This is a genomic window from Rhodococcus spelaei (assembly GCF_006704125.1).
GTDB classification, from domain to species: domain Bacteria; phylum Actinomycetota; class Actinomycetes; order Mycobacteriales; family Mycobacteriaceae; genus Rhodococcus_G; species Rhodococcus_G spelaei.
On the sequence record NZ_VIGH01000005.1, the window covers coordinates 1 to 22,796 of the forward strand.

The 22,796-nt window shown below is 69.0% G+C and carries 22 protein-coding genes; 9 read left to right on the forward strand and 13 right to left on the reverse strand.

What is annotated here, in order from left to right:
* The 4 genes from FK531_RS22990 to FK531_RS12065 form a co-directional block, all read right to left on the reverse strand.
* On the reverse strand, positions 1-654 hold a 654-nt coding region (locus FK531_RS22990; protein WP_354003512.1), incomplete at its 3' end, for a DUF222 domain-containing protein.
* Positions 555-1,217, reverse strand: a complete 663-nt coding sequence (locus tag FK531_RS22995; RefSeq protein ID WP_354003510.1) for a DUF222 domain-containing protein — start codon at positions 1,215-1,217, stop codon at positions 555-557. The genes FK531_RS22995 and FK531_RS22990, both read right to left, overlap by 100 nt.
* Positions 1,218-1,652: 435 nt before the next feature.
* Positions 1,653-2,138: an OsmC family protein gene (locus FK531_RS12060; RefSeq protein ID WP_142099623.1), complete on the reverse strand. Its 486-nt coding sequence runs from the start codon at positions 2,136-2,138 to the stop codon at positions 1,653-1,655.
* Between the two features lie 159 nt (positions 2,139-2,297).
* Positions 2,298-3,071 carry an LmeA family phospholipid-binding protein gene (locus FK531_RS12065; protein WP_142099625.1) on the reverse strand — a complete coding sequence of 258 codons (774 nt, stop codon included), beginning with the start codon at positions 3,069-3,071 and terminating at the stop codon, positions 2,298-2,300.
* A gap of 96 nt (positions 3,072-3,167) precedes the next feature.
* Between FK531_RS12065 and FK531_RS12070 the strand changes: the two genes are divergently transcribed.
* Positions 3,168-3,752, forward strand: coding sequence for a type IV toxin-antitoxin system AbiEi family antitoxin domain-containing protein (locus FK531_RS12070; RefSeq protein WP_142099627.1), 585 nt, complete (start codon positions 3,168-3,170; stop codon positions 3,750-3,752).
* Between the two features lie 4 nt (positions 3,753-3,756).
* On the opposite strand, the gene FK531_RS12075 is transcribed toward FK531_RS12070, so the two are convergent.
* From FK531_RS12075 to FK531_RS12095, 5 genes are read right to left on the reverse strand one after another with little or no spacing between them, the layout of a single operon-like run.
* Positions 3,757-5,571, reverse strand: coding sequence for an acyl-CoA dehydrogenase (locus FK531_RS12075; protein WP_142099629.1), 1,815 nt, complete (start codon positions 5,569-5,571; stop codon positions 3,757-3,759).
* Between the two features lie 58 nt (positions 5,572-5,629).
* Positions 5,630-6,412 (reverse strand): class I SAM-dependent methyltransferase, encoded by a 783-nt coding sequence (locus tag FK531_RS12080; RefSeq protein ID WP_142099631.1) that lies wholly within the window; start codon positions 6,410-6,412, stop codon positions 5,630-5,632.
* A gap of 6 nt (positions 6,413-6,418) precedes the next feature.
* On the reverse strand, positions 6,419-6,919 hold the full coding sequence (locus FK531_RS12085) for a DUF2505 domain-containing protein (protein ID WP_142099633.1): 501 nt from the start codon (positions 6,917-6,919) through the stop codon (positions 6,419-6,421).
* Between the two features lie 58 nt (positions 6,920-6,977).
* Complete coding sequence (locus tag FK531_RS12090; RefSeq protein WP_142099635.1) at positions 6,978-7,484, reverse strand: DUF2505 domain-containing protein; 507 nt, start codon at positions 7,482-7,484, stop codon at positions 6,978-6,980.
* Between the two features lie 36 nt (positions 7,485-7,520).
* Positions 7,521-8,024, reverse strand: coding sequence for a DUF2505 domain-containing protein (locus FK531_RS12095; protein WP_142099637.1), 504 nt, complete (start codon positions 8,022-8,024; stop codon positions 7,521-7,523).
* Positions 8,025-8,067: 43 nt separating this feature from the next.
* Here FK531_RS12095 and FK531_RS12100 point away from each other — a divergent pair, with 43 nt between their 5' ends.
* Positions 8,068-9,138: a UDP-N-acetylmuramate dehydrogenase gene (locus tag FK531_RS12100; RefSeq protein WP_246098142.1), complete on the forward strand. Its 1,071-nt coding sequence runs from the start codon at positions 8,068-8,070 to the stop codon at positions 9,136-9,138.
* 119 nt (positions 9,139-9,257) lie between these two features.
* Entirely contained in the window at positions 9,258-10,436 is a 1,179-nt protein-coding gene (locus FK531_RS12105; protein ID WP_142100220.1) for a L,D-transpeptidase, read from the forward strand.
* A 211-nt stretch (positions 10,437-10,647) separates the two neighbouring features.
* On the opposite strand, the gene FK531_RS12110 is transcribed toward FK531_RS12105, so the two are convergent.
* Together FK531_RS12110 and FK531_RS12115 are read right to left on the reverse strand one after the other, a co-directional pair.
* Complete coding sequence (locus tag FK531_RS12110; protein WP_142099641.1) at positions 10,648-11,391, reverse strand: SDR family NAD(P)-dependent oxidoreductase; 744 nt, start codon at positions 11,389-11,391, stop codon at positions 10,648-10,650.
* Positions 11,392-11,447: 56 nt separating this feature from the next.
* The gene (locus FK531_RS12115) at positions 11,448-11,933 is read right to left on the reverse strand and encodes an SRPBCC family protein (protein WP_290367626.1); all 486 of its coding nucleotides are present in this window, start codon (positions 11,931-11,933) and stop codon (positions 11,448-11,450) included.
* A 142-nt stretch (positions 11,934-12,075) separates the two neighbouring features.
* Between FK531_RS12115 and FK531_RS12120 the strand changes: the two genes are divergently transcribed.
* A complete protein-coding gene (locus tag FK531_RS12120) occupies positions 12,076-12,663 on the forward strand; it encodes a TetR/AcrR family transcriptional regulator (RefSeq protein WP_181762933.1) in 588 nt (195 codons plus the stop codon).
* Positions 12,664-12,695: 32 nt separating this feature from the next.
* On the opposite strand, the gene FK531_RS12125 is transcribed toward FK531_RS12120, so the two are convergent.
* Together FK531_RS12125 and FK531_RS12130 are read right to left on the reverse strand one after the other, a co-directional pair.
* The gene (locus FK531_RS12125) at positions 12,696-15,011 is read right to left on the reverse strand and encodes an arylsulfatase (protein ID WP_142099646.1); all 2,316 of its coding nucleotides are present in this window, start codon (positions 15,009-15,011) and stop codon (positions 12,696-12,698) included.
* On the reverse strand, positions 15,011-15,955 hold the full coding sequence (locus FK531_RS12130; RefSeq protein WP_142099648.1) for a TauD/TfdA dioxygenase family protein: 945 nt from the start codon (positions 15,953-15,955) through the stop codon (positions 15,011-15,013). Before FK531_RS12130 ends, FK531_RS12125 begins: the two co-directional genes overlap by 1 nt.
* A gap of 453 nt (positions 15,956-16,408) precedes the next feature.
* On the opposite strand from FK531_RS12130, the gene FK531_RS12135 reads away from it, so the two are divergent.
* The 5 genes from FK531_RS12135 to FK531_RS12155 are packed head-to-tail and all read left to right on the forward strand — an operon-like array spanning position 16,409 to position 22,793.
* Complete coding sequence (locus FK531_RS12135) at positions 16,409-17,659, forward strand: ROK family transcriptional regulator (RefSeq protein WP_246098143.1); 1,251 nt, start codon at positions 16,409-16,411, stop codon at positions 17,657-17,659.
* The gene (locus FK531_RS12140; RefSeq protein ID WP_142099650.1) at positions 17,656-19,254 is read left to right on the forward strand and encodes an ABC transporter substrate-binding protein; all 1,599 of its coding nucleotides are present in this window, start codon (positions 17,656-17,658) and stop codon (positions 19,252-19,254) included. Before FK531_RS12135 ends, FK531_RS12140 begins: the two co-directional genes overlap by 4 nt.
* Before the next feature lie 25 nt (positions 19,255-19,279).
* Positions 19,280-20,239, forward strand: coding sequence for an ABC transporter permease (locus FK531_RS12145; protein ID WP_142099652.1), 960 nt, complete (start codon positions 19,280-19,282; stop codon positions 20,237-20,239).
* Positions 20,236-21,114 carry an ABC transporter permease gene (locus FK531_RS12150; RefSeq protein WP_142099654.1) on the forward strand — a complete coding sequence of 293 codons (879 nt, stop codon included), beginning with the start codon at positions 20,236-20,238 and terminating at the stop codon, positions 21,112-21,114. The genes FK531_RS12145 and FK531_RS12150 overlap by 4 nt, the downstream gene beginning before the upstream one ends.
* 35 nt (positions 21,115-21,149) lie before the next feature.
* Complete coding sequence (locus tag FK531_RS12155; RefSeq protein WP_142099656.1) at positions 21,150-22,793, forward strand: dipeptide ABC transporter ATP-binding protein; 1,644 nt, start codon at positions 21,150-21,152, stop codon at positions 22,791-22,793.
* Positions 22,794-22,796: the final 3 nt, after the last annotated feature.

Here is a 22,796-nt window from a genome sequence, read left to right on the forward strand (position 1 = left end):
CTCTCGGATGTGATGGACGGCGGTCATGGTGGCGGGTGCGTCGCAGCCGGGGCGGGTGCAGCCGCGGGAGGATGCGATCAATGCCAGGCGTTGGTCGGGGGTGGCGAGCCGTTTGGATCGGCCGAGGTGCAGGGGCCGGCCGTGGTGGTCGAACAGGCACAAGACCGGGTGCGCGTGTTCGGCCATTCGCAGGGCGTCGCGGATGGGGACGATCCCGCCGCCGGCGGTCGTTGCCACCCCGGATGCGTCCTCGAGTTGCTGCAAAGTCATGGTGATGATCGCGGTGACGGGGAGTCCGCGGTGACTGCCCAGTACCCCCGACGTCAGCAGGTGCCGCAGGCCGGCTTTGAGACCGTCGTGGCCTCGTTGTCCGGCGGTGCGGGTGTCGCGGGCCGCGGCCTTCGCGAGGGCATCGTGGTCGAGGTTCGGGGATTCGGCGTCGCCGCTGGGTGAGTCGGGGTCGTCGGGGTTGTTCATGCCGGGCCGGGCGAGTTTCGCGAGGAGCGGTTCGAGCAGCGCCCTGGTTTCGGGGTCGACCAGCCCGGAGATCGGGGTCATGAGATCGGCGTCCTGTTTGCCCATGCGGAAGCAGCGTTGCCGGGCGCGGTCCTTGTCGTCGGTGAGACTGCCGTCGGGGTTGAGGTAGCCGAGCAGTTGTTGCCCGGCGTCGGCGACCGCCTTCGGGGTCGAGGACCGGGCGAGTTCGGCTGGGGGTCCCTCCCTGCACGAAGTGCTTGGGGGCGGATCTGTTCGGCGACCTCCACGGCGGCGGGGTCGACGCTACGGGGGATTTTGCCGAGCACGCCGCGGATCTCGTGGACGTGGTCGGGGCCGATGGCGCCGTCGCGTTGCGCGGTGGCGGTGGCGGGTAGGTCGGGGGGTAGTTGTTCGCCGGTGGGGTGGTGCCAGGTGCCGACCTTTTTCGCTGCGGCGACTCGGCGGGCTGCGTCGGCGGCGGAGATCCGCAGGGTCTGGATGAGGAAGGTGTTGATCGTTGAGCAGTCGTGTTTGTCGGGCAGGGACCGTTCCACCGATTCGACGATCAGTCGGGTACCGACGGCCGCGGCCTTGCGCAGTGACATCTCCATCCGCTGGAGCGTCTCGACGATGTCCGTGTCCGACAGCCCGGACAGTCCGTCGTCGAGCAACCCGTCGACGGCGGCGTCGAGTGCTGACAGGTGATCTGCCACCCCACCGAACCCCGCCGTCGAATGCATGTTCGAAACACTAGCGCGACCCACCGACAAGAATCTGGGGATCTCCGGCTGGATCCAATCTGCTGCGGGTGGAACTGCGCCTAGGGATATCTGACAATCTGCGGGTCCAGGCAAGACTGGCGGTTCAACGCTACGGACGGTCGACGTCGGTGCGGGTCCGCCGGGGCCTCGCCGACCCACGGAACCGAAACATCTCCCGCGAAGTCGTCGAGTTCGCATACCGATTTCAGAGGGGGGCGTCGACCGCGTGCTGGTCTGCCGCCACATCAGAACCCAGCTACCGGGAGCTATCCCGGTGACCCGATGGTCAAAATCTGCGCGTCTGGGCTGGCCAGCGGTACAGCAGGCCAGTGAGGGCGCCGGACGGGCCACCGGGCCGCCCTGAATCGTCGATTGCGGTGTCGAGGGTCGAGGTTCACCGGAGCGGTGTTCGCGTCAGCGCTCGATCCGTGTGGTGGGCCGGTGCCGGACCGCGAAGTTCACCGACCGGGCGATGAAGCACATCTCGTTTGCACTCTGGTGCAGCGACTCGATCTTGGCCAGCAGGTCGGCGCCGAGGGTGTCGCGGTCGCGCACCGTGACGTCGGGATTGAGCGTGACCTCGGTGAACTGCCCTGCGCCGCTGGGTTCCTCGGCCATCGTCCCGGTGGGACGGTCGGTGTACCCGGTGACCACGATCCCGGCGGACGCGGCCAGGCTGAGGAACCAGAGCATGTGGCACTGGGCCAGCGAGGCGACCAGCAGTTCCTCAGGGTTCCACCGCGCGGGGTCGCCCCGGAAGGCGGGATCCGAACTGCCGTACACGTCGGGCTTTGCTGGGGCCGAGATCCGGTGCTCGCGCCCATAAGCGCGGTGATCGACCGTGCCGACGCCCCGGTTCCCGGTCCAGGCGACAGTGAGGGCGTAGTGGTGTTCACGCACGCGCCGATCCTCTCAGACCAGTGCGAACGGCCGGCCACTGTCCGGTCCGTGGCAGACCATCTGGACCTGGCACCGCCGCCTCGCGGGCGACGGCACCTGGGACCGGATTCTGGAACGGCTGCTCGCGCACGCCGGCGCGACCGGGATCGTCGACTGGCACTAGGTCAGCAGCGAGCAACCACTCGGCGCGGGAGTGTTCGGATCCGCCTTCGGCATCGAGTACGCGCCGCCGGCCAGCGACATCTGGATCCCGCTGTCGGTGACGGTCATCGACTGAGCTGTCATCCCCAGCGGGTACGTCTGCAGGCTGCTGGTGAGCACGTCGACGACGCCACTGACCAGATCGGTGGGCAGGCCGAGTCCGAGAACCTGGGCGCCGACGGTCTCAACGTTGACGGTGCCCGCGTTGACCTGCGGCTTGACGGTCAGTTCGGCGAGGCCGAGAACCTGGAACTTCAGCGTCCCGGTGGTCGGGTCGGAGGTGACCCCCGACACCAGGTTGCCGAACGGCTGCGCCTGAATGGTGGCGAGGATGCCGTCGGTGGACCAGTTGATGTCGGCGGTCGAACTACCGATGGACCCGCTCGAGTTGTCGGTGGCGGTCAGGTCGACGTCGTTGACCCGGGCCTTGACGTGCATGTCCTTCGCGGGCCCGAAGGTCGAGTCGTCGCTCGTGATCGTGATGTACGGGACCTTCTTGTCGATCGCCTGCAGCAGCACCGGTTTCGCGCTGAGTCCGACGTCGACCTGCGATCCGAGTTCGCTCTGGAATTGGCTCGACATGCACTGCTTCACGTTGTGCCGCACGTACAGTTCGGCGCCGATCAGTAGCGCGACCAGGGCCACGATCACCACGAGGGCAATCGTGAGGACCAGGTTTCGCTTCGGGCGCGTCGTCGTCGGACCGTTCGGCGCGGGTGCAATGGAGGCCATTGCACGGATTCTTCCCGACATTTCTGTGCGCGTTCTGAGAACACGCTACGAACGGATTATGTGACCCAGGACACAGCATCGAAGTACTGTGGCGACATGGACGGACCGGATCGGCGTGAGAAGGACCTGTGTGAGCGGGCCTGGACCCAGGACGGGTTCTTCACAGCGGAACAGGCCATGGCGCTCGGGTTCACCGGGGAGGACGTGGTCGCAGCCGTCGCAGCGGGGACGTGGGCGCAACCCGAGCCCGGACTGTTCCGGCTCGCGCAGTGGCGCACCACCGACCTCGAGGACGTCGCCCGCTGCTGCGTGCGTCTCGACAACGCGGTGGTCTCGCATCAGAGCGCGGCCGAACTGCACGGCCTCGGACACCTGCACCCGCGCTTCCTGCACGTGACCACGACGGCGTCCGAGACCACGCGACTGGACCGGGTTGCGGTGCACCACAGCGCCATGCCGCCCGGCGACTGCGAGCACACCGGCGCCTTCCGGATCACCACGCCGATGCGGACCGTGTTCGACCTGGCAGACGGCGGCGTCTCGCAGTGGGTGCTGGACGAGGTGGTCGGCGACGCGCTCGCGATCGGCAGGATCGACCGCGACGCGCTCGGATCCGCCGCGGTGGGCCGATCCGAGCGCGTCGAGCGCCGGGTCACGAAGGCGTTGTCCGCCTGGGAGTGAGCGGTCAGAACCAGGCGTCGCGCATGTCCAGGGTGGTTCGGTCGAGCGCGGCCAGCAATGCGAGTTGTGGCCCGGTGCGGGGCAGTTCGTACCGGAAGAAGTACCGGCCCGCCTGACGTTTGCCGTCGTAGAAGTCGCCTTCCTTGCCCTCGCAGGCCAGCATCTGCTCGAGCCAGATCCAGGCGATCACGAGGTGCCCGACGACCTCGAGGTAGACGGAACTGTTGGCCATCGCCGCATCGACGTCGACATCACCGGAGCCGGGGGTGGGGGCGAACAGTCCCGCGGTGACCTTGCCGACCTGGCCCAGGACGTCGCCGAGCTGCTCGGCCAACTCCGCGAACTCGTCGTCGGCCTCGGCAGCGTCCGTGATGGTGCGGCCGATGGATTCCGTCAGCAACCGCAGGCTGATGCCACCCTGCTGGGTCACCTTGCGGCCCAGCAGGTCCAGGCCCTGGATGCCGTGGGTGCCCTCGTGGATGGGGTTGAGGCGGTTGTCGCGGTAATGCTGTTCGACGTCGTACTCGCGGGTGTAGCCGTAGCCGCCGTGCACCTGGATCGCGAGGCTGTTCGCCTCCAGGCACCACTGCGACGGCCAGCTCTTCGCGATCGGGGTGAGGATGTCGAGGAGCAGCCCGATCCGGTTGCGTGCGGCGACGTTCTCGGCGATGCGCTGCTCGTCGACCATGCGCATGCAGAACATCTCCAGCGCGAGCGCGCCTTCCACATACGACTTCTGGGCCAGCAGCATCCGCTTGACGTCGGCATGCTCGACGATCGGAACCTGCTTGGCGGCGGGGTCTTTCGCAGCCACCGGCCTGCCCTGCTCACGCTGACGGGCGTAGTCGACCGACTTGAGGTAGCCGGTGTAGCCGAGCGCGGTGGCACCGAGGCCGACCCCGATCCGGGCCTCGTTCATCATGTGGAACATGTAGGTCAGGCCGCTGCCGGCCTCACCGACCAGGTGGCCGACCGCGCCGGCAGCCCCGCCCGGGCGGTGCGTGCCGTCACCGAAGGCGAGCACGGTGTTGGTGGTGCCGCGGTAGCCCATCTTGTGGTTCAGGCCCGTCAGTGTCACGTCGTTGCGCTCACCGAGGCTGCCGTCCGCCTCGACGAGCACCTTCGGGACGATGAACAGCGAGATGCCCTTGGTGCCTTCGGGTCCGCCCGGAATCTTGGCCAGCACCAGGTGGACGATGTTCTCGGCCAGATCGTGCTCGCCGCCCGAGATCCACATCTTGTTGCCGAACAGGCGGTAGCTGCCGTCCGCCTGCGGCTCGGCGCGGGTGACGATGTCGCCGAGTGAGGAACCCGCCTGCGGCTCCGACAGGCACATGGTGCCGAAGAACCGACCCGCGACGAGCGGCTTGGCGTAGGTCTCGATCTGCTCGGGGGTGCCATGTGCGAGCAGCAGGTTCGCGTTGCCGATGGTCAGCATCGGGTAGGCGGCGGTGCCGACGTTCGCGGCCTGGAACCAGGCGAAGCAGGCGCCGGTGACGGTCGCGGGCAGTTGCAGCCCGCCCGCCTCGTAGTCCATGCCCGCGCCCATCAGGTCGGCCTTGACGAAGGCGTCGAGCGCCTCCTTGACCTCCGGGACGATGGTCACCGTGGTGCCGTCGAAGGTCGGCTCGGCGGCGTCGCTGAGCTTGTTGTGCGTCGCGAAGTAGCGGGTCGCGAGCTGCTCACTGAGGTCGAGCACGCCGTCGAAGGTCTCGCGCGAGTGATCTTGGTACCGCGGCGACGAGGTCAGCGCCTCGACGTCGAGCCATTCGTAGAGGAGGAAGTCGAGATCTCGTCGCGACAGCAGCGTCGAACGCATGGGTTGAGTCCCTTCGGGCGGAGGCAGAGCCACCGCCAAGGCTAGAGCCTCCCGAGCGTCATGGTGTCGGCGCGACCACCGACCACGGCACTGTCAGCACGCAGTCACGCAGTCGGCGGCGCGAGACCTCCACCGGAATGCCCTGCGCACGAAGCAGGTCGAGTGCCGCACGCCACCGGACCCGGGGGCCGAACGGGGCATGCTGGGCGGCCGTTGCCCACGCGCGGTCGGCGGCCACCAGCAGGTCGTGCACGCCCTCGCCGGGCACGTTGCGGTGGATCAGCGCCTTCGGTAGCCGCTCGGCGACGTCGCCGGGCCGCTCGACGTCGAACGGGTCCCAGGCCAGGGTCAGTGTCAGGGGGTGGTGTTCGTCGAGCAGCACCCAGGCGCAGCGCCTGCCGAGTTCGTCGCAGGTGCCGTCGACGAACAACCCGCCCGGCGCCAGGCCCGACTGCACCTTCGCCCACGCGCCCGCGACCGCCTCCTCCGGGTACTGGCGCAGCACGTTGAAGGCACGCACGAGCACCGGTCGCAGTCCGGCGAGTTCGAAGCCGCCGCGGGCGAAGCTGACCCCGTCGCGACCGTCCACAACCCGGTCCGGGTCGATCTCGAGCCCGACCACCCGCAGGTCCGGCCGCACAGTCCGCAGCCGGCCGGCCAATTCGAAGGTGGTGTCGGGCCGCGCCCCGTAGCCGAGGTCCACGACCAGCGGGTCGGCCGCGTCGAGCAGGGCGTCGGCGACCTGTGGTCGGTGCACCAGCCAGCGGTCGCTGCGTCGCAGCCTGTTGATGCCGGTGGTGCCGCGGGTGATGACGCCGTCCGGGCGCTTGCTGACGCCCATCGACTGCTACTGCTTCGCGAGCCAGTCGGCGGTGACCTGCGCCTCGGTGCGGAACAGGTCGACGAGGTTGACCAGCATCAACTGCTCGAGCTTGCCGCCGACGAAGGGGATGAACACCTTCGCCTCGGATGACGTGCGGAGCGTGGAGCCGGTGTCGGTGGTGAACAGCGACATGGTGCCGGACAGGCTGCCCGGACCGGCCGGGATGGAGGCCTCGTACGTCCCGCTCACCGGCTCGCCGAAGGCGCTGTAGTGCTCCTTGCGGGTGATGACCATGTCCTTCTTCATCACGGTCTGCGCGATGTCGGGCAGGGAGTTACGGGGAATGATGTGGTGGAAGACCAGGTCGATGCCGGCGTCGTTGACCTCGAAGCTCTCGACGTGGTTGTCCGAGAACTTCCGCAGTTCGATCATGCGGGCTTCCCAGTAGTCGCGGTTCGTCAGCGCCGCGTACACCTTCTCGGTGGGGTGGGTGTACCGGGCGGAGTAGTCGATGCGGCGAGCCATGACCGGCAGGTTACCGGCTCGACACGCATCGACTACACATCCGTCCAGGAACTACGGGTCAGGCGTTGGCGGCGACCCACTCCTCGACCGCGCCCTGGTCCCGCCCGAGGATGTCGACGATCTGGTCGCCGACCATGCCCTCGACGGTGCCACCGATGAGCTTCACGCTGACGGTGACCTCGCCGGCGATGCTCATCACGGCGCCGCCGTCGGCGCCGACCGTCAGGACTGCGGTGCCCTCAGCCTTGATCGGAAGCCCGGTGGTCTCGGCGGTGAAGGTGCCCTCGGCGCGGTTGCCGTCGAACGGACCCCACTTCTCGCTGCGCACCAGCGCAAGGTCACCCTTGACGAACTTGGAGACGATGCTCGGCAGCGAGTTGGCGTCGAGCTGCTGCGAGATCGCGACGTCGACGGTGCCCTCGCCCGCGACGAGACGCTCGAGCGTGACGCCGTTGTCGGCGGCCTTCTCGATGCGCTGGTTCCAGAAACGCTCGTCGGTGAGCGTCCGGTGAACTGCTTCGGCGGGGATCTGGTAGTTGGCTGTGAACTCGATGTGGCGTGACATGTGCGGCAGATTACATGGTCTCGCGCAGGTCGAAATCTACACGTGCTCGTTGAGCCAGCGAGCGGTGAACTCGTTCTCGTTGTCGAGCAGTTCGGTGACCTGATCGGCGATCACCGACTCGATCTTCCCACCGATCAGCGGGAGCTTGACCTCGACCTTGCCGTCCAGCGTGAGGGCGGTGCCCGCGCCGTCCGCGGCGAGGGACATGGTGCCGCTGAGGGTGGCGGGTACGCCGTCGACGCGAGCGGTGAACGTGCCCTCGGCGCTGGTGCCGTCGAGAGGCCCCCACGTCTCGGTGCGGGTGATGATCAGGTCACCGGGACGGATTTTGGTGACGATGGCGGGCAGGTGCGCGGCGGGGACGGACTGTGTCATCTCCACGTCCACGGTGCCCTTGCCGACGGTGACGTGCCCGAGCGAGGCGCCCTCGCCGCCGACCTCGGCAATCCGGTCGCGCCAGTACTGCTCACTGGTGAGGGCGCGGTGCACCTGGTCGACCGCCTGGGGGTACGAGGACGAATGCGGAATGCGGCTGGCCATGGCGGGCACGCTACCGTTTGACCCCGTGCGGGCCTTACACGACATGGCGGCGGAATTCGGGGCCGAGCTGGAAACCGACGTTCCGATGGCGGCGCTGACCACCCTTCGGCTCGGTGGACCGGCGCACGCGATGCTCACCTGCCGCAGCACCGACGCGCTTGCAGGGGTGGTCCGCGCGCTGGACGCGGCGGGCATTCCGGCGCTGATCCTCGGCGGCGGGTCGAACCTGCTGATCGCGGACGAGGGCGTCGACGCGGTCGTGGTGCGGGCGGCGAACGAGACGATCCGGCTCGACTCCGACCAGGTGTACGCGGAGGCGGGCGCCGTCTGGGACGAGGTCGTCGCCCGGTCGGTCGACGCGGGCCTCGGTGGCCTCGAGTGCCTGTCCGGTATCCCCGGGTCGGCGGGCGCGACGCCGGTGCAGAACGTCGGCGCCTACGGGGTGGAGGTCGGTTCGCTGCTGCGCCGGGTGCAGTTGCTCGACCGCGCGTCGGGCGAGGTGTCGTGGGTTGCCCCGGACGCGCTCGGCCTCGGCTACCGGACCAGTGTGCTCAAGCATTCGGACGCCGCGGTGGTTCTCGCGGTGGAGTTCGAGGTGCGCCCGGACGGGCTCAGCGCGCCGCTGCGCTACCGCGAGTTGGCTGCCGAACTCGGCGCCGAGGAGTCCGACCGCAGACCCGCCGACAAGGTCCGCGAGGTGGTCCTCGCACTGCGTGCGGGCAAGGGCATGGTGCTCGACTCCGGCGATCACGACACGTGGAGCGCCGGTTCGTTCTTCACCAACCCCGTGGTCGCCGCGGACCGGCTGCCTGCAGTGCTGGCCGCGATCACCGCGCGGGTCGGCGCCGACGCGCGGGTGCCGCAGTTCCCCGGTGCGGGCGGGACGAAGCTGTCGGCGGGCTGGTTGATCGAGCGGGCCGGGTTCTCGAAGGGCTACCCGGGTGAGGACGCATCGGCCCGACTGTCCACCAAGCACACCCTGGCGCTGACCAACCGCGGTCATGCGTCGACCCGCGACATGCTGGCGCTGGCTCGGGACGTGCGCGACGGCGTGCAGGCGGCGTTCGGGGTGCGGCTCGAGCCGGAACCGGTCACGGTCGGTTGCGCCGTCTGAGCTGAGAGACAGGTCACACCTGAGGCGCAGGTACCGTGGATTGCGTGCGTATCCAGGGTATTCGGACAAATCGAACTCGCGTGTTCTCGCTGCTCGTGCTGCTGACCGCGGTCGTGGCGATGCTCGCGGGCTGCACGGCCGGCGGTAGCGGCGGGTCAGCGGCACCGACCGAGGCGCCTCCGGTCGCCAAGGTGACCCAGTTGCCCGCGGTCGGTGCCCAGGACGTGAGCCCGGTCGCGCCGGCGTCGGTGACGGTCACCCAGGGCACGCTGCAGAACGTCGCCCTGACCAACTCGACCGGCAAGCCGGTGCAGGGAGTGCTGTCTCCGGACAAGCTCACCTACACCGTGACCGAGCCCCTCGGATTCGGCACCAGCTACACGTGGTCGGGCAGTGCGGTCGGCGCGGACGGCAAGACCGTGCCGATCCAGGGCGCCTTCACCACCCTGACGCCGGCGTCGAAGACCTCCGCGAACACCAACATCGCGGACGGTCAGCAGGTCGGGATCGCGGCGCCGATCATCCTCAAGTTCGACGACCACGTGGAGGACAAGGCGGCCGTCGAGAAGGCGCTCACCGTGACCACCAACCCGCCGACGCCCGGGTCGTGGGCCTGGCTGCCGGACGACAACGGCTCACGGGTGCACTGGCGCCCGAAGAACTACTGGGTGCCGGGCACCACGGTGAACCTTGTCGCGAAGCTGTACGGCGTGAACTACGGCGCCGGGGCGTTCGGCGCCGACGACCTGACCCTGAACTTCACCATCGGGCGCAGCCAGATCGTCAAGGCGAATGCGCCGAGCCATCGCATGCAGGTGGTGCGTGACGGCCAGACGATCATGGACATCCCGGTCAGCTACGGCGAGGGCAACGAGGCCCGCAACGTGACCCGCAGTGGCATCCACATGGTCACCGAGAAGCACGAGGACTTCCTCATGTCGAACCCGCCGTTCTACACCAACGTGCGTGAGCGCTGGGCCGTGCGCATCTCGAACAACGGCGAGTTCATCCACGCCAACCCGCAGACCACCGGCGTGCAGGGGTCGGCGAACGTGACCAACGGCTGCATCAACCTCTCGCTCTCGGATGCGCAGGAGTACTTCGGCACCGCGATGTACGGAGACCCGGTCGAGGTGACCGGCACCCGCATCGACCTCTCGGCCGCCGACGGAGACATCTACGACTGGGCCATCGACTGGCCGACCTGGCAGTCGATGTCGGCGTTGCCCGCACCAGCCGCTGCTGCGGCCCCGGCGCCTCCCGCGCCCGCCGCACCGACGCACGCTCCGGTCAGCTGAGCCAGATCCCTCGAGCCAGAGGGAACCGTTCGGTTCGTTGCCGCGTCAAAACAGACAGCCGCCGAGGAATCGGGCCGGTGGGGGACGAGCAGCGCACGGGGGAAGGTGCGAGCTCGACGCCGGCGCGGGAGGTTCTCGATCGGTCGAGGCGAGGCAGTTGCGGAGGGGGCAACTGCCTCGCCGTCAACTCCGGAGTTCTCGCCGCACCGGTCTACTTCCGCGCGAACCGACCGGGGGCGGCCTGGTCCCGCGGTTTCATGATGATCTGGTCGAGGTTGACGTGCGAGGGGCGTGACGCGACGAAGCCGATCACCTCGGCGACGTCCGCCGCGACCAGCGGCGTGATGCCCTCGTACACCTTGGCTGCTCGTTCCTCGTCGCCGGAGAACCGCACCAGCGAGAACTCGGTCTCCACCGCGCCGGGCGCGATCTCGGTCAGTCGAACCGGCTGGCCGAGCAGCTCCCCGCGGAGGGTGCGGTGCAGTACTGCCTGCGCGTGCTTGGCGGAGGTGTAGCCGGATCCGTTGTCGTAGGCCTCGAAGGCGGCGACCGAGGTGATGGTGACGATCAGGCCGTCGCCGGACTCGATCAGCTTGGGAAGCAACGCCTTCGTCACGCGTAGGGTGCCCAGCACGTTGGTCTCCCACATCCAGCGCCAGTCGTCGAGGTCGGCGTCCAGGACGGTGGCCAGACCCTTCGCGCCACCGGCGTTGTTGACCAGCACGTCGACGCGCGGCAGCACCGCCGCGAACGCGTCGACCGAGTCCTCGTCGGTGACGTCGAGTTCGAGGGCGGTGCCGCCGATGTCCTGCGCGAGCCGCTCGAGCCGGTCGAGGCGCCGCGCCCCGACCACCACGTGAAAGCCCTGCGCGGCCAGGGTTCGGGCGGTGGCCTCCCCGATCCCCGAACTTGCTCCCGTGACGACGGCGACTTGTGCATCAGGCGAGATGGTCATGGCCTCATCGTAGGACCGCCCGGGCGCGATCAGCGCCTGCCCGCACGCAAACTCACTCAATCGTCAATGCGGGTGCGTCTCTGCCCTTCCCGGATCAGGTTGTCGGCGAGACCGCCGAGGAATCGCACCAGAAACCGCCTCCACAGCCGTCCCGTTCCCGGGATCCGCTCGGTGAACTCACCCGACCAGCGCACGGTGGTGGTGCCGTCGCTTCGGGGAAGGAACTCCACTCGGGATTCGTAGTCACGCACGGGCCATCGGGTCAAGATCCGATAGCCGTGTACGTGGGGTCGATCGTCAACGGTGATCTCCTCCGGCGTCGGGAACCGTTCGGTACCCACCAGACGCACTCGGCCCACGACGTTTCCACCCACGCCGGACGTGCCATCGCGCCAGGTTGCGTAGGTGATCGGGGATCCAGCCCAATCCGTCCACGATTCCGCGTCTCGCAGCAGATCGAACATCACTGCGGCCTCGGCGCGGCCACTTCTCTCCAGTGCGTACCTGAACCGTCGCCCCACAGGGATCGACTTCCTCTCCATTCCTGTTGCATCCACTCCGATGCACGTCGCCAAATAATAGAAGAGTCTTCTACTATTGGGGGAGGTAATCGACGAGGGAGATGGTGTGAGCGGCGAGACGTTTCAGAGGGCGCGTACTCCAGCCCAGCGCGCGCAGCGAGTCGTGGCTGTCCTCGAGGCGACGCGGCGTCTGCTGGCAGATGCCGAGGTGGCCACACTCTCGTTGGGTGCAATCTCCCGTGAGGCGGGGTTGGCAAGTTCCAACGTGTTGCGTTACTTCGGGTCGCGGGAGGGGTTGCTCCTCGATCTGATGGACGCGGAGTATGCCCTGTGGCTGCCGGATCTCGACGCGAGGTTCGGTGCCGAGGTCGCCGTCGTCGACATCGATCGGGTGGCTGCCACGGTGGCCGCCACCCTCGCGCAGCGGCCACTCCTGTCCCGGCTGATCGCAGCTTCGTCGGAGTTGCTGCGCTACCCGATGCCTGGCGAGACCCTCGAGCGTTGCCGCGATCAAGGGCGGCGCAATCAATCCGAACTGGCGCGGATCCTGAGCGGTGCGCTCGAGGTTGCCCTGTCGGTGCGGGACCAGTCGTACCTGGTCGCCGGACTCCATGCCGTGGTCTCAGCCGCGTCCGGCTGGTCGGCCCAGTCGGCGTTCCCGGTCGACTTCGAGACCGCGGCTCGCGGTCTTCTCGCCATCCAGCTCCAGGGGCTGGTCATCCGGGCCGAATCCTGCCCTGCCGCAACGTGACCTGTGCGGCAGGGCAGGGCGGTGGACCCGGATCAGTCGGCGGCGTACTCGGCTTCCCGTTCGACCTTCTCGATCACCTCACCCGGTACCCGGACCGGGCCGGGGGAGTAGATGACCGCCCGCAAGTCGCCGCCGTACCGGAACGGCCCGCGCCGCTCGCGCAGGTCCCAGGACACCGGTCCGCGGGCGTCGACGCCGACCGAGATCCCGGTCCACGGGGCCATTCCCACCAACTGCACCTGCCCGAGCAGGTCGGCGACGGGGACACCGTCGACGCGCACGGTGAAGTCCCAGCGCAGTCGCGGCCGGACCGTCGCCGTCACCTCGATCAGTCGGGTTCCCACAGGTACCGGCCCCGCATCCACCGAGGCGTACCGGCCGAAGCTGCCCAGTCCGAACAGCAGGTGGCCGTCCTCGACGTAGAGCAGGTAGCCGCCCTGCGGGTCGCCGTGTGCGACAAGGACGCCCTCGTCGCCCTCCCGGAAGCCGTCTCCGCCGAGTTCGGCACCAATCGTGAAGTCGCGGAAGGAGATCAGCTTCGACGATCGGTAGCGCTCGAGGGTCGGTGTGCCCGCCAGGATCCGGACCGGTCGCGACAAGGTCTCCTCCGTGGGTCGGCGGGCGGTGAGCCCGCCGGCGCTCACGAGCGGGAAGACGGTGTTCGCCCACGCCGCGTCGTCCCAGGCCCGCGCGAGTTCGGCCACCTTCTCCGGGTACCGGTCGGCGAGATCGTGGAGTTCGGTGGGGTCGGTGCGCACGTCGAACAGTTGCCAGACCGGCGCGTCGACGTCGGCGCCGGGATACAGGGCGAGCAGCTTCCAGCCGTCCCGGTAGAAGCCGCGGTTGCCGGTCATCTCCGTGTACTGCTCGGTGTGGGTGCTCTCGGCGCTGCGGTCACGCAACACGGCAGAGGCATCCACCCCGTCGAACTCCTTGGCGGGCAGCCCGTTCCGGACACTCGGCGCCTCGATGCCCGCGAGGGACAGCAGCGTCGGTGCGAGGTCGGTGACGTAGGCGAACTGGTCCCGGACTCCGTTGTCCGACTCCGGCTTTCGCAGCCCGGCAGGCCAGGACAGCACGAAGGGCACCCGCACACCGCCCGCGAACGACTGCCCCTTGTAGAACCGGAACGGAGTGTTCGAGGTCTGGGCCCAGCCACGCGGATAGTGCACGCCGAGCCTGGCCGTGCCGATCAGGTCCTCGTCGTGCGGCACGTCGCCCACCCACGAGGGGTCGGTGACGTGGGCGAACTGCGCGAAGTAGCTCCGGGTGCCTTCGGGGCCGCCCTCGGCCGTGCCGCCGTTGTCGGAGGTGAACAACACGATGGTGTTGTCGAGCTCGCCGAGTTCGGTCACGGTGTCGAGGATCCGGCCGATGCTCTGGTCGACCGAGTCGACCATGCCTGCATACACCTCCATATACCGGGCGAACCTGCGCTGCTGGTCGTCGGTGAGTGAATCCCAGGCAGGCACGTCGAAACCGGGCTCGGAGTTGCGCGGCGCCTGTGCGGTCTCCACGGGGAACAGCCCCTGTGCCAGCTGCGACGCAAAGCGGCTCTCGCGCAGCACGTCCCATCCTTCCGCGTACCGGCCGCGGTACTTGGCGACATCAGCCGGCTTGGCCTGGAGCGGCCCGTGCATGGCCACATGTGCGAAGTAGAGGAAGAACGGCTTGTCCGGCTCGTGTGCGCGCAGGTCCTTCAGGTACCCGACGGCCTTGTCGGTCAGATCGTCTGTGAGGTAGTAGTTCTCGGGGTACTCGTCCACGTCGACGACGGAGTTGTCCGAGACGAGTTGGTTCGGGTGGTAGAACGAATTGAGTCCCTCCAACGAGCCGTAGTACCGGTCGAACCCGCGCTGGGTGGGCCACGAGTCACGGCCGGCCCCGGGCCGCATGTTGGCGTCGCGGACCAAGTGCCATTTGCCCACCGCGTAGGTGGCGTATCCGTTGCCGCGCAGGATTTCCGGCAGCGTGAGCACGTCGTCGGCGAGTTCGAGGCGCAGGCCCGGGTAGCCGGGGTCGGCGTTGGCGACGAAGCCGTAACCCGCTCGGTGTGGGTTGATCCCGGTCAGGAGCGCCGCCCGGGACGGCGAGCAGAGCGGGGTGGTGTGGTAGTTCGTGAGCCGCACGCCGGAGGCGGCGAGGCGATCGAGGTTGGGGGTGTCGATCTCGGAGCCGAACGGTCCGATGTCGCTGTAGCCCATGTCGTCGATCAGGACGACGATGATGTTCGGCGAGCCCGGCTCTGCGGTAGGTGTCGGAGTCCAGGACGGGGTCGAGTCCGCGGTGGTCCGGCCGATGCGTCCGGCGAACCCCTCGTAGCCCCTGGCATGCGGCGGGATTGTCATCAGCCGGCGACCCGGACCGGCTGGTCGATGGACGAGTAGTGCGAGGCGTCGCCCGTGACGATGCGGCTGCGCTCACCGTGGACGTTCACCGGGACGTCGCCGGCCAGGGTGATCCGGCCGAGGCGTCGGCGCTGGCCGTCGTAGTCGTCGACGGCGTAGTGCTGGGTGGCGCGGTTGTCCCAGATCGCGACGTCGCCCGCCTCCCAGTTCCAGCGGGTGGTGTTCTCGAGCCTGGTCACCCGTGCCTGCAGCAGGTTGAACAGGGCCTGCGACTCGACGGCCCCCAGCCCGACGAAGGACTTCACGAAATGCCCGAGCAGCAGCGAACGCTCACCGGTCTCGGGGTGCACGCGCACCACCGGATGCTCGGTCTCGTAGTAGGTGGACTGGAACTCCCGGCGGTACTCCTCGGTGTCGTGGTCGACGTCCTTCTCCGCGCCCGCCGCCGCGTAGTCGTAGACGTTGGTGTGTGTCGCCCACAGGTTCTCCACCAGCGCCTTGAGTGGATCCGGCAGCGCGTCGTAGGCAGCGACGGTCGAGGCCCAGGTGGTGGAACCGCCGTACGACGGCAACAGTTCCGCGCGCAGGATCGAGGCCTTGGGGATGCGGTCGACGAAGGTGACGTCGGTGTGCCAGCTGTTGGCGCGGCCGTACTCGGAGTCGATGGGCAGGATGCGGTCGCCACGTGAGGTGACGGTCGGGTGCGCGGTGGTCGGATCGCCGAGCAGCTGCGCGAACTCGTACTGCGACGTCTCGTCCAGGTGGTCCTGGCCGCGGAAGAAGATCACCTTGTGCTCGAGGAGGGCCTGTCGGATCAGCGAGACCGTGGCCGGGTCGAGGCCGCCGCCGAGGGCCACCCCGTCGATGCGGGCGCCGATGTGTGCGCCGAGCTTGACGACGGAGGCTCCCGTCGCGGTCGTCGGGTGTGCGAAATCGATGGACATGTAAGGCCTTTCGATGACGGATGGAGTGTTGCCGGAGCTGCGGTCCAGGCAACCAGCGGGGTGGTGCGCGGCCAAGGCTTTCCGTCACGCTGATCGCAACCCGCGCCGATGTCACCGGCTCCGGACGGGATTTCCCCTCGGTTGGTGGAGAATTCGACGGGGTGCTAGCTTGGCGAAATGAATTCCGGCCGGCCTACCGCCCTGCGGGTCACCTACGTGACCGCCGCACTGGGCTCACGCCTGCCACTGGCACGGGAACTGTGTTGTTCCCCCCGCGGTATCTGTCGCTAGTCCGCGCTGCCTGCTCTCACACGTCAACCCCGTTTCCGGCCGCCCTCTCGGCGTCGTCGGAGACGCGTCGGTGTCTCGTGTCGACGGTGGCGCTCGCTCACACCGTGTAGGTCTGTCCCCGCCAGGGGCGAAGTGCAAGGAATTTGCGTGCTCACGTCAACTCTGTCGTCCACGGCCGTGCTCACTCGGCCCACCCCACGTATCGCCAACCGGGTCCAGATCGTCCCCCCGGAACTCCGGGTCGCCGACACCCCGGCCGCCGCCGTGTTCCGGGTCGCGTGCTCGCGGGGCCCCATCGCCCGGGACATCGCCGCCAAGACCACGGGTCTGTCCACCGCCACGGTGAACCGCCAGGTCGCGGCCCTGCTGGCGGAGGGTCTGCTGCGCGAGCGTGCGGACCTCACCGCCTCGGGCGCGGTGGGCAGGCCGCGGGTGCCCTTCGAGGTCAACCACGAGCCCTACCTCACCATCGGTATCCACATCGGCGCGGTGGTCACCGGCATCGTCGCCAGCGACATCCGGGGCAAGGTGCTCGGCGCCGTCGAGATCTCCACCCCGGCGGGCCCGCAGGAACAGGCGCTGGCCCAGATCACCCGCAGCGCAGGGATGTTCGTCTCCCGCTGGCACAAGCGCAGGCCGCTGTGGGTGGGGGTCGCGCTCGGCGGACGGGTCGACGCGACCACCGGTCGGGTCGATCACCCGCGGCTCGGCTGGACGGACGCCCCGGTCGGCTCCGTCATCGGCGAGGGCCTCGGACTTCCGGTGTCCGTCGCCGCACACGTCGAGGCGATGGCCGCCTCCGAGTTGCTGCTCGCGCCACAGCGTCCCGGCGACACCCCGGCCGCGGGCACCAGCCTGTACTTCTACGCCAGGGAGACCGCGGGGGTCGCAGTCACCATCGACGGCCGCGTGCACACTCCGTCCAGCGGACCGGGTTCGATCGTGCACCTGCCCACCGGCTCTTCGGCTCGGTGCTCCTGCGGAGCTCGCGGCTGCCTCGAGGCCACGGTCAGTGACCGGGCAACGATCGCCGCGGCCCGCGACGCCGGAATCCTCACCGACACCGACGAGCGGCCTGCCATCGCCGCCGTCTACCGCGCCGCAGCGGCGGGATCGATTCCGGCCCACGAACTTCTGGTCGAGCGAGCCCGCGTGCTCGGTCGCACCGTCGCGATGCTGCGCGACCTGTTCAACCCGGATCGGGTGATTCTCGGCGGCCAGGCCTTCACCGAGTACCCGGCCGGAATCCCCCACGTCGCGGAGGCGTTCGCGCACACCTCGAGCCTGACCCGCAAGGACATCCGGATCACCGGTTTCGGCAACCGGGTCCAGGAGTTCGCCGCCGGCGTCGTCTCGCTCAGTGCGCTCTACGCCGACCCGCTCACCTCCATGCGAAGGACCTTCCCCCAGTGAGCACTACGTACACCGCCCTCGACCGGCGCACCTTCTTCCGGGGCGCGGGCCTGACCGCCGCCGCGATCTTCGGCACCGGACTGCTGGGAGCCTGCTCCTCGGCGGTCGACGAGCAGAAGGCGGGTGCGGGTGCCGCGGCGTCGGGCACCCCCGTCCGCGGCGGCACCCTCAAGACCGGCATCACCACTGACGTGATCCCGTCGACCTTCCTCACCAACACCTCCGGCGCGACCACCGTGATCGGGCTCGCCTACGACAGCCTGATCCGGTATCCGCACGACAAGGTCGAACCCGGTCCGCGACTGGCGAAGTCGTGGAAGCCGGCCGACGACGGGCTGTCTCTGACCCTCGACCTTCGAGACGACGTGACCTTCCACAGCGGACGGCCGTTCACGTCGAAGGACGCGGAGTTCTCGATCCGCACCTACGCCGACCCGAAGTGGACGGCGCAGCTCCGCAGCACCGCCGCCGCGATCACCGCGTTCGACACCAGCGACCCGCATCGGCTGGGGTTGACGTTCGCGCACCCGCTCGGCAACATCTTCGACCTGCTCGACACGGTGCCGATCCTCGACAGCGAGTCCATCGACAAGCTCGCGGCGGGAGAGGCGTTCGTCGGGACCGGACCGTTCACCTTCGTCTCGCGCACTCCCAACACCGCGCTGGTCTTCGAGCGCAACGAGCACTACTGGATCCCGGACCGCCCGTTCCTGGACCGGGTCGAGGTCGCGATCATCCCGGACGCGCAGGCACTGCTCAGCTCGCTGAAGTCGGGGCAGGTTGCCGTGGCTGGCGGATTGAACTATCGCGACACCGAAACGCTCGGTAAGACAACGGGATTCCAGTCGGTCTCGCTCGACGGCGCCGAGCTGCAGGTGTACGTCGGCGCCAACGTCACGCACCCCGCGCTCGCCGACGTCCGGGTCCGCAAGGCGATCGCGTACGCGGTGGACCGCGACCGCGTCATCGCCGAGGTGTTCCGGGGATCCGGCTACCCGGTGAACCTGCCGTGGCCCAAGACCTCGCCGGCGTACGACGAGGCGAAGAACAAGACCTTCGTCAGGGACGTGGCCAAGGCGAAGACGGTGCTGGCCGAGTACGGGTCCCCGGTGCCGACGCTGCCGCTGACCTACCAGGCGGGCAACCCCTTCTACGAGGCCACCGCGCAGATCGTGCAGGCCAACCTCGCGGAGGTCGGCATCCCCGTCGAACTCGACCCGCAGGAGGGTGCGGCGTTCGTCAAACAGCTCATCGGCGGGACGATTCCGGGCCTGTGGACGACGTTCCACTCGTGGGCGCAGTACGTCCCGTCGACGCTGACCGTGAGTGCGTACCCGTTCAACGCGCTCAAGAACGCCTCGCACTACGAGAACCCGGCGTACGTGAGCGCCGCCGACGCGGCGTGGCGGGTCGCGGACGGCACCGGTGCGGAGGCGAAGGCCAAGTATCAGGCCGTCAGCGACCAGTTGCTGGACGGGTTGTTCCTGGTGGAGATCGGCGTCGTGCTCAACAAGCTCGCGACCGCCCAGAAGGTGCACGGCATCGACTGGACCAAGCGCTCCGAAATCGTCTACACGGACACCTATCTGGCCTGACGGCCGAACCGAGAGGAGCCCCGCGATGGTCCGATACCTCGCGCGCCGGCTGCCGTCGGCGGTTGCCGTTCTGCTGCTGGCCTCGCTACTGATCTTCTTCGTGTTGCGGCTGGTGCCGGGCGACCCGGCCACCAGCCTGGCCGGTCCGGATGCCTCGCCGGAAGCCGTTGCCGCAATCCGGCATTCGCTCGGCCTCGACCGGTCGATCCCCGCCCAGTACGTGGCGTGGATCGGCTCGGTCGCGACCTTCGACCTGGGACGGTCGTACGTGATCGGCGGTCAGATCTCCGACCTCGTCGTCGCCGGGCTCGTCAACACCGTGGTACTCGCCGCGACGGCCCTGGTGCTGGCGCTGGTGGTCGCGTTGCTGCTCAGCGTGGCGGTCGTGGTGTGGCCGAAGCGGTGGCTGACGAGTCTGGTCGCCGGTTTCAACACGGTCGCGGTCGCGCTGCCCCCGTTCGTCAGCGGCGTGCTGCTGGTGCTGGTGTTCGCGGTGCTGGTCCCGGTGTTGCCCGCGGGCGGCATCCCACCGGGCGGTTTCCTGTCCCGGCCGGACATCTCCGCGCAGTACCTGCTGCTGCCGGCGGTGTGCCTGGCCTTGCCGGTCGCCGCCGCACTGACCCGGTTCCTCAGCGAGTCGCTGCGCACCGAGATGCGTCAACCTTACGTGCTCACCGCCCGTGCACTCGGGGTGTCCCGGTGGAACCTGGTCAGCCGCAGCGCTCTTCGCAACGCGCTGCCGACCATGCTGACCGTGCTCGGCCTGCAGACCGGCCAGCTCCTCGGCGGCGCGGTCCTGGTCGAGGCGATCTTCGCCTGGCCCGGCATCGGCCAGCTGATCGAGCAGGGCATCAGCCGGCGCGACTACCCGGTGGTGCAGGTGCTGCTGCTGATCTCGGTCTCGGTGTTCGTGCTCGTGCAGTTGGTCACGGACGTGGTGCACGCCTACCTCGATCCGCGGATCCGAATCGGGGGAACCTCATGAGCGTCACCGAGATCGACGATCCGGCGGTCGCGGACCGGGCGTTGCCCGAGCGGCCTGCCCGGCGCCGCGGGGCGGTCGCCGCGCTCACCCGGGGGCAGGGACTGGTCGGGGTGGTGCTGGTGGTCGCGGTGGCCGCGGCCGGCCTGCTGGCGCACTGGCTGGCGCCGTTCGGGCCGAACGAGCAGATCGCGGGCGCGAACCTGCTCGGTCCCGGCGGCGAGCACTGGCTCGGCACCGACCAGGTCAACCGCGACGTGTACTCGCGGGTGCTGCACGGCATCGCGATCAACCTCGAGATCATCCTCGTCGCGGTGCCGATCGGCGCGCTGATCGGGTCGCTGCTCGGCCTGGTGTCCACACTGCACCCGGTCAGCGACGTGATCGCCCAACGACTGTTCGACGTCGTGCTGGCCTTCCCCGCTCTGATCCTGGCGATCGCGCTGGCCGCGATCATCGGGCCGGGCACCGCGACGGTGATCGTGGTGATCGTGGTCGCCGAGATTCCGGTCTTCGGCCGGACGATCCGCACCCAGGTGCTCCGGATCCGCGAACAGCCGTTCGTCGAGTCCGCGGAAGTGATCGGGGCCGGCCGATGGTGGGTGCTGCGCACGCACATCCTGCCGCACACGCTCGATCCCTTGGCCGTTCAGATCGCGCTGTCGATGTCGATCGCGGTGTTCGTCGAGTCCGGCATGAGCTTCGTCGGCATCGGTGTCCGGCCGCCCGAGCCCTCCCTGGGCTCGATCATCGCCGACGCCGTGCCGAACCTGGACGTCAACCCGGCCTTCGCGATCGGGCCGCTCGTCGTGGTCGCGGCGCTGGTGCTCGGGTTCCTGCTCATCGCCCAGGCGCTCGGCTCGGCGCGCCGGGCCTGACCCCCTTCGGGGAACCTGTCACAGAGGAGTACACGATGGCTGACACAACCATCCTCGACATCGAGAACCTCACCATCCGTTTCGGGGAGGCCGCCCCGGTGGTCGACGGGCTGAGCCTGTCCGTGGGCAGGGGCGAGATCGTCGCGCTCGTTGGCGAATCGGGCTCCGGGAAGTCGCTGACGGCCAAGGCCGCGCTCGGACTGTTGCCCGACGGTGCCACCGCGACCGGGTCGATCACCCTCGGCAGGGACGAGGTGATCGGTGCCGACGAGGCCGCGCTGGCCGCGTTGCGGGGGACGCGTGCGGCCATGGTGTTCCAGGAGCCGCAGACCGCGCTCAACCCGGTGCAGAAGGTCGGCTGGCAGATCGCCCAGGCGTTGCGCGCGCACGGACGGGTCAGCCGCTCGCAGGCACGGGAACGGGCCGTGGAACTGTTGCGGCTGGTGGAGATTCCAGATCCCGAACTCCGGGTGGACTGGTATCCGCATCAGCTGTCCGGGGGACAGAAGCAGCGGGTGGTGATCGCACTGGCGCTGTCGGGCGAGCCCGACCTGCTGATCGCCGACGAACCGACCACTGCTCTCGACGTGACGGTGCAGGCGGAGATCCTGGACCTGCTGCGTACGCTGCGCGACGATCGGGGCACCGCGATCCTGCTGATCACCCACAACATGGGCGTGGTCGCGGATATCGCGGACCGGGTCGCGGTGCTCCGCCACGGACTGCTCGTCGAGGAACGCGGTGTGTACGAACTGTTCTCGGCGCCGCGGGAGAAGTACACCACCGCACTGCTCGCGGCGGTGCCGAGGCTTGCGGTGACCGACGCGTCGGAGCCGGCCGCGCCGGACCCGGTGCTGGCCGTGCGCGCGCTGGACGTCGTCTATCCGGCGAGGCTGGGTAACAGGGAGTTCCACGCGCTGCGCGGGGTGAGTCTCGACGTCGGCGCCGGGGAGGTGCTCGGACTGGTCGGCGAATCCGGTTCGGGGAAGACCACTCTCGGGCGCGCTGCGCTGGGCGTGATCCGTGCGAGCGCCGGGTCGGTGACCTTCGACGGCGTGGATCTCGGCGCTGCCGGCACACGGGAACTGCGCGGCCTGCGTAAGGGGCTGGCGCTGGTGCACCAGGACCCGGCCGCCTCGCTGGACCCACGCCGGAGCGTCGGGGACAGTGTCGCCGAACCGCTGGTGGTGCATCGCGCCGCGTCCGGCGCGCTGCTGCGGGCCCGGGTGGACACCCTGCTGGAGTCGGTGCGACTGCCCCGGTCGTTCGCGGCCAGGAGACCCGCCGAACTGTCCGGCGGTCAGCGCCAACGCGTCGCGCTGGCGCGGGCGCTGGCCCTGGCGCCGCGACTGCTGGTCGCCGACGAGCCGACCAGCGCGCTCGACGTGTCCGTGCAGGCGGAGGTGCTCGACCTGTTCGCCGACCTGCGTGAGGAGTTCGCGTTCGCCTGCCTGTTCATCAGCCACGACCTGGCCGTGGTGAACCAGGTGGCCGACCGTGTCGCGGTGCTGCGCGGCGGTGAACTGGTCGAAATCGGTTCTACCGCTGCTGTGTTCGGCGATCCGCGTGAGGAGTACACCCGGGGGCTGCTGGACGCGGTGCCGATTCCTGATCCGGTGGCGCAGCGGCGCCGGCGTGCGCAGCGGTCCGTCTCCGAGGCGCTGTCCGCTGCGGGCTGAGGG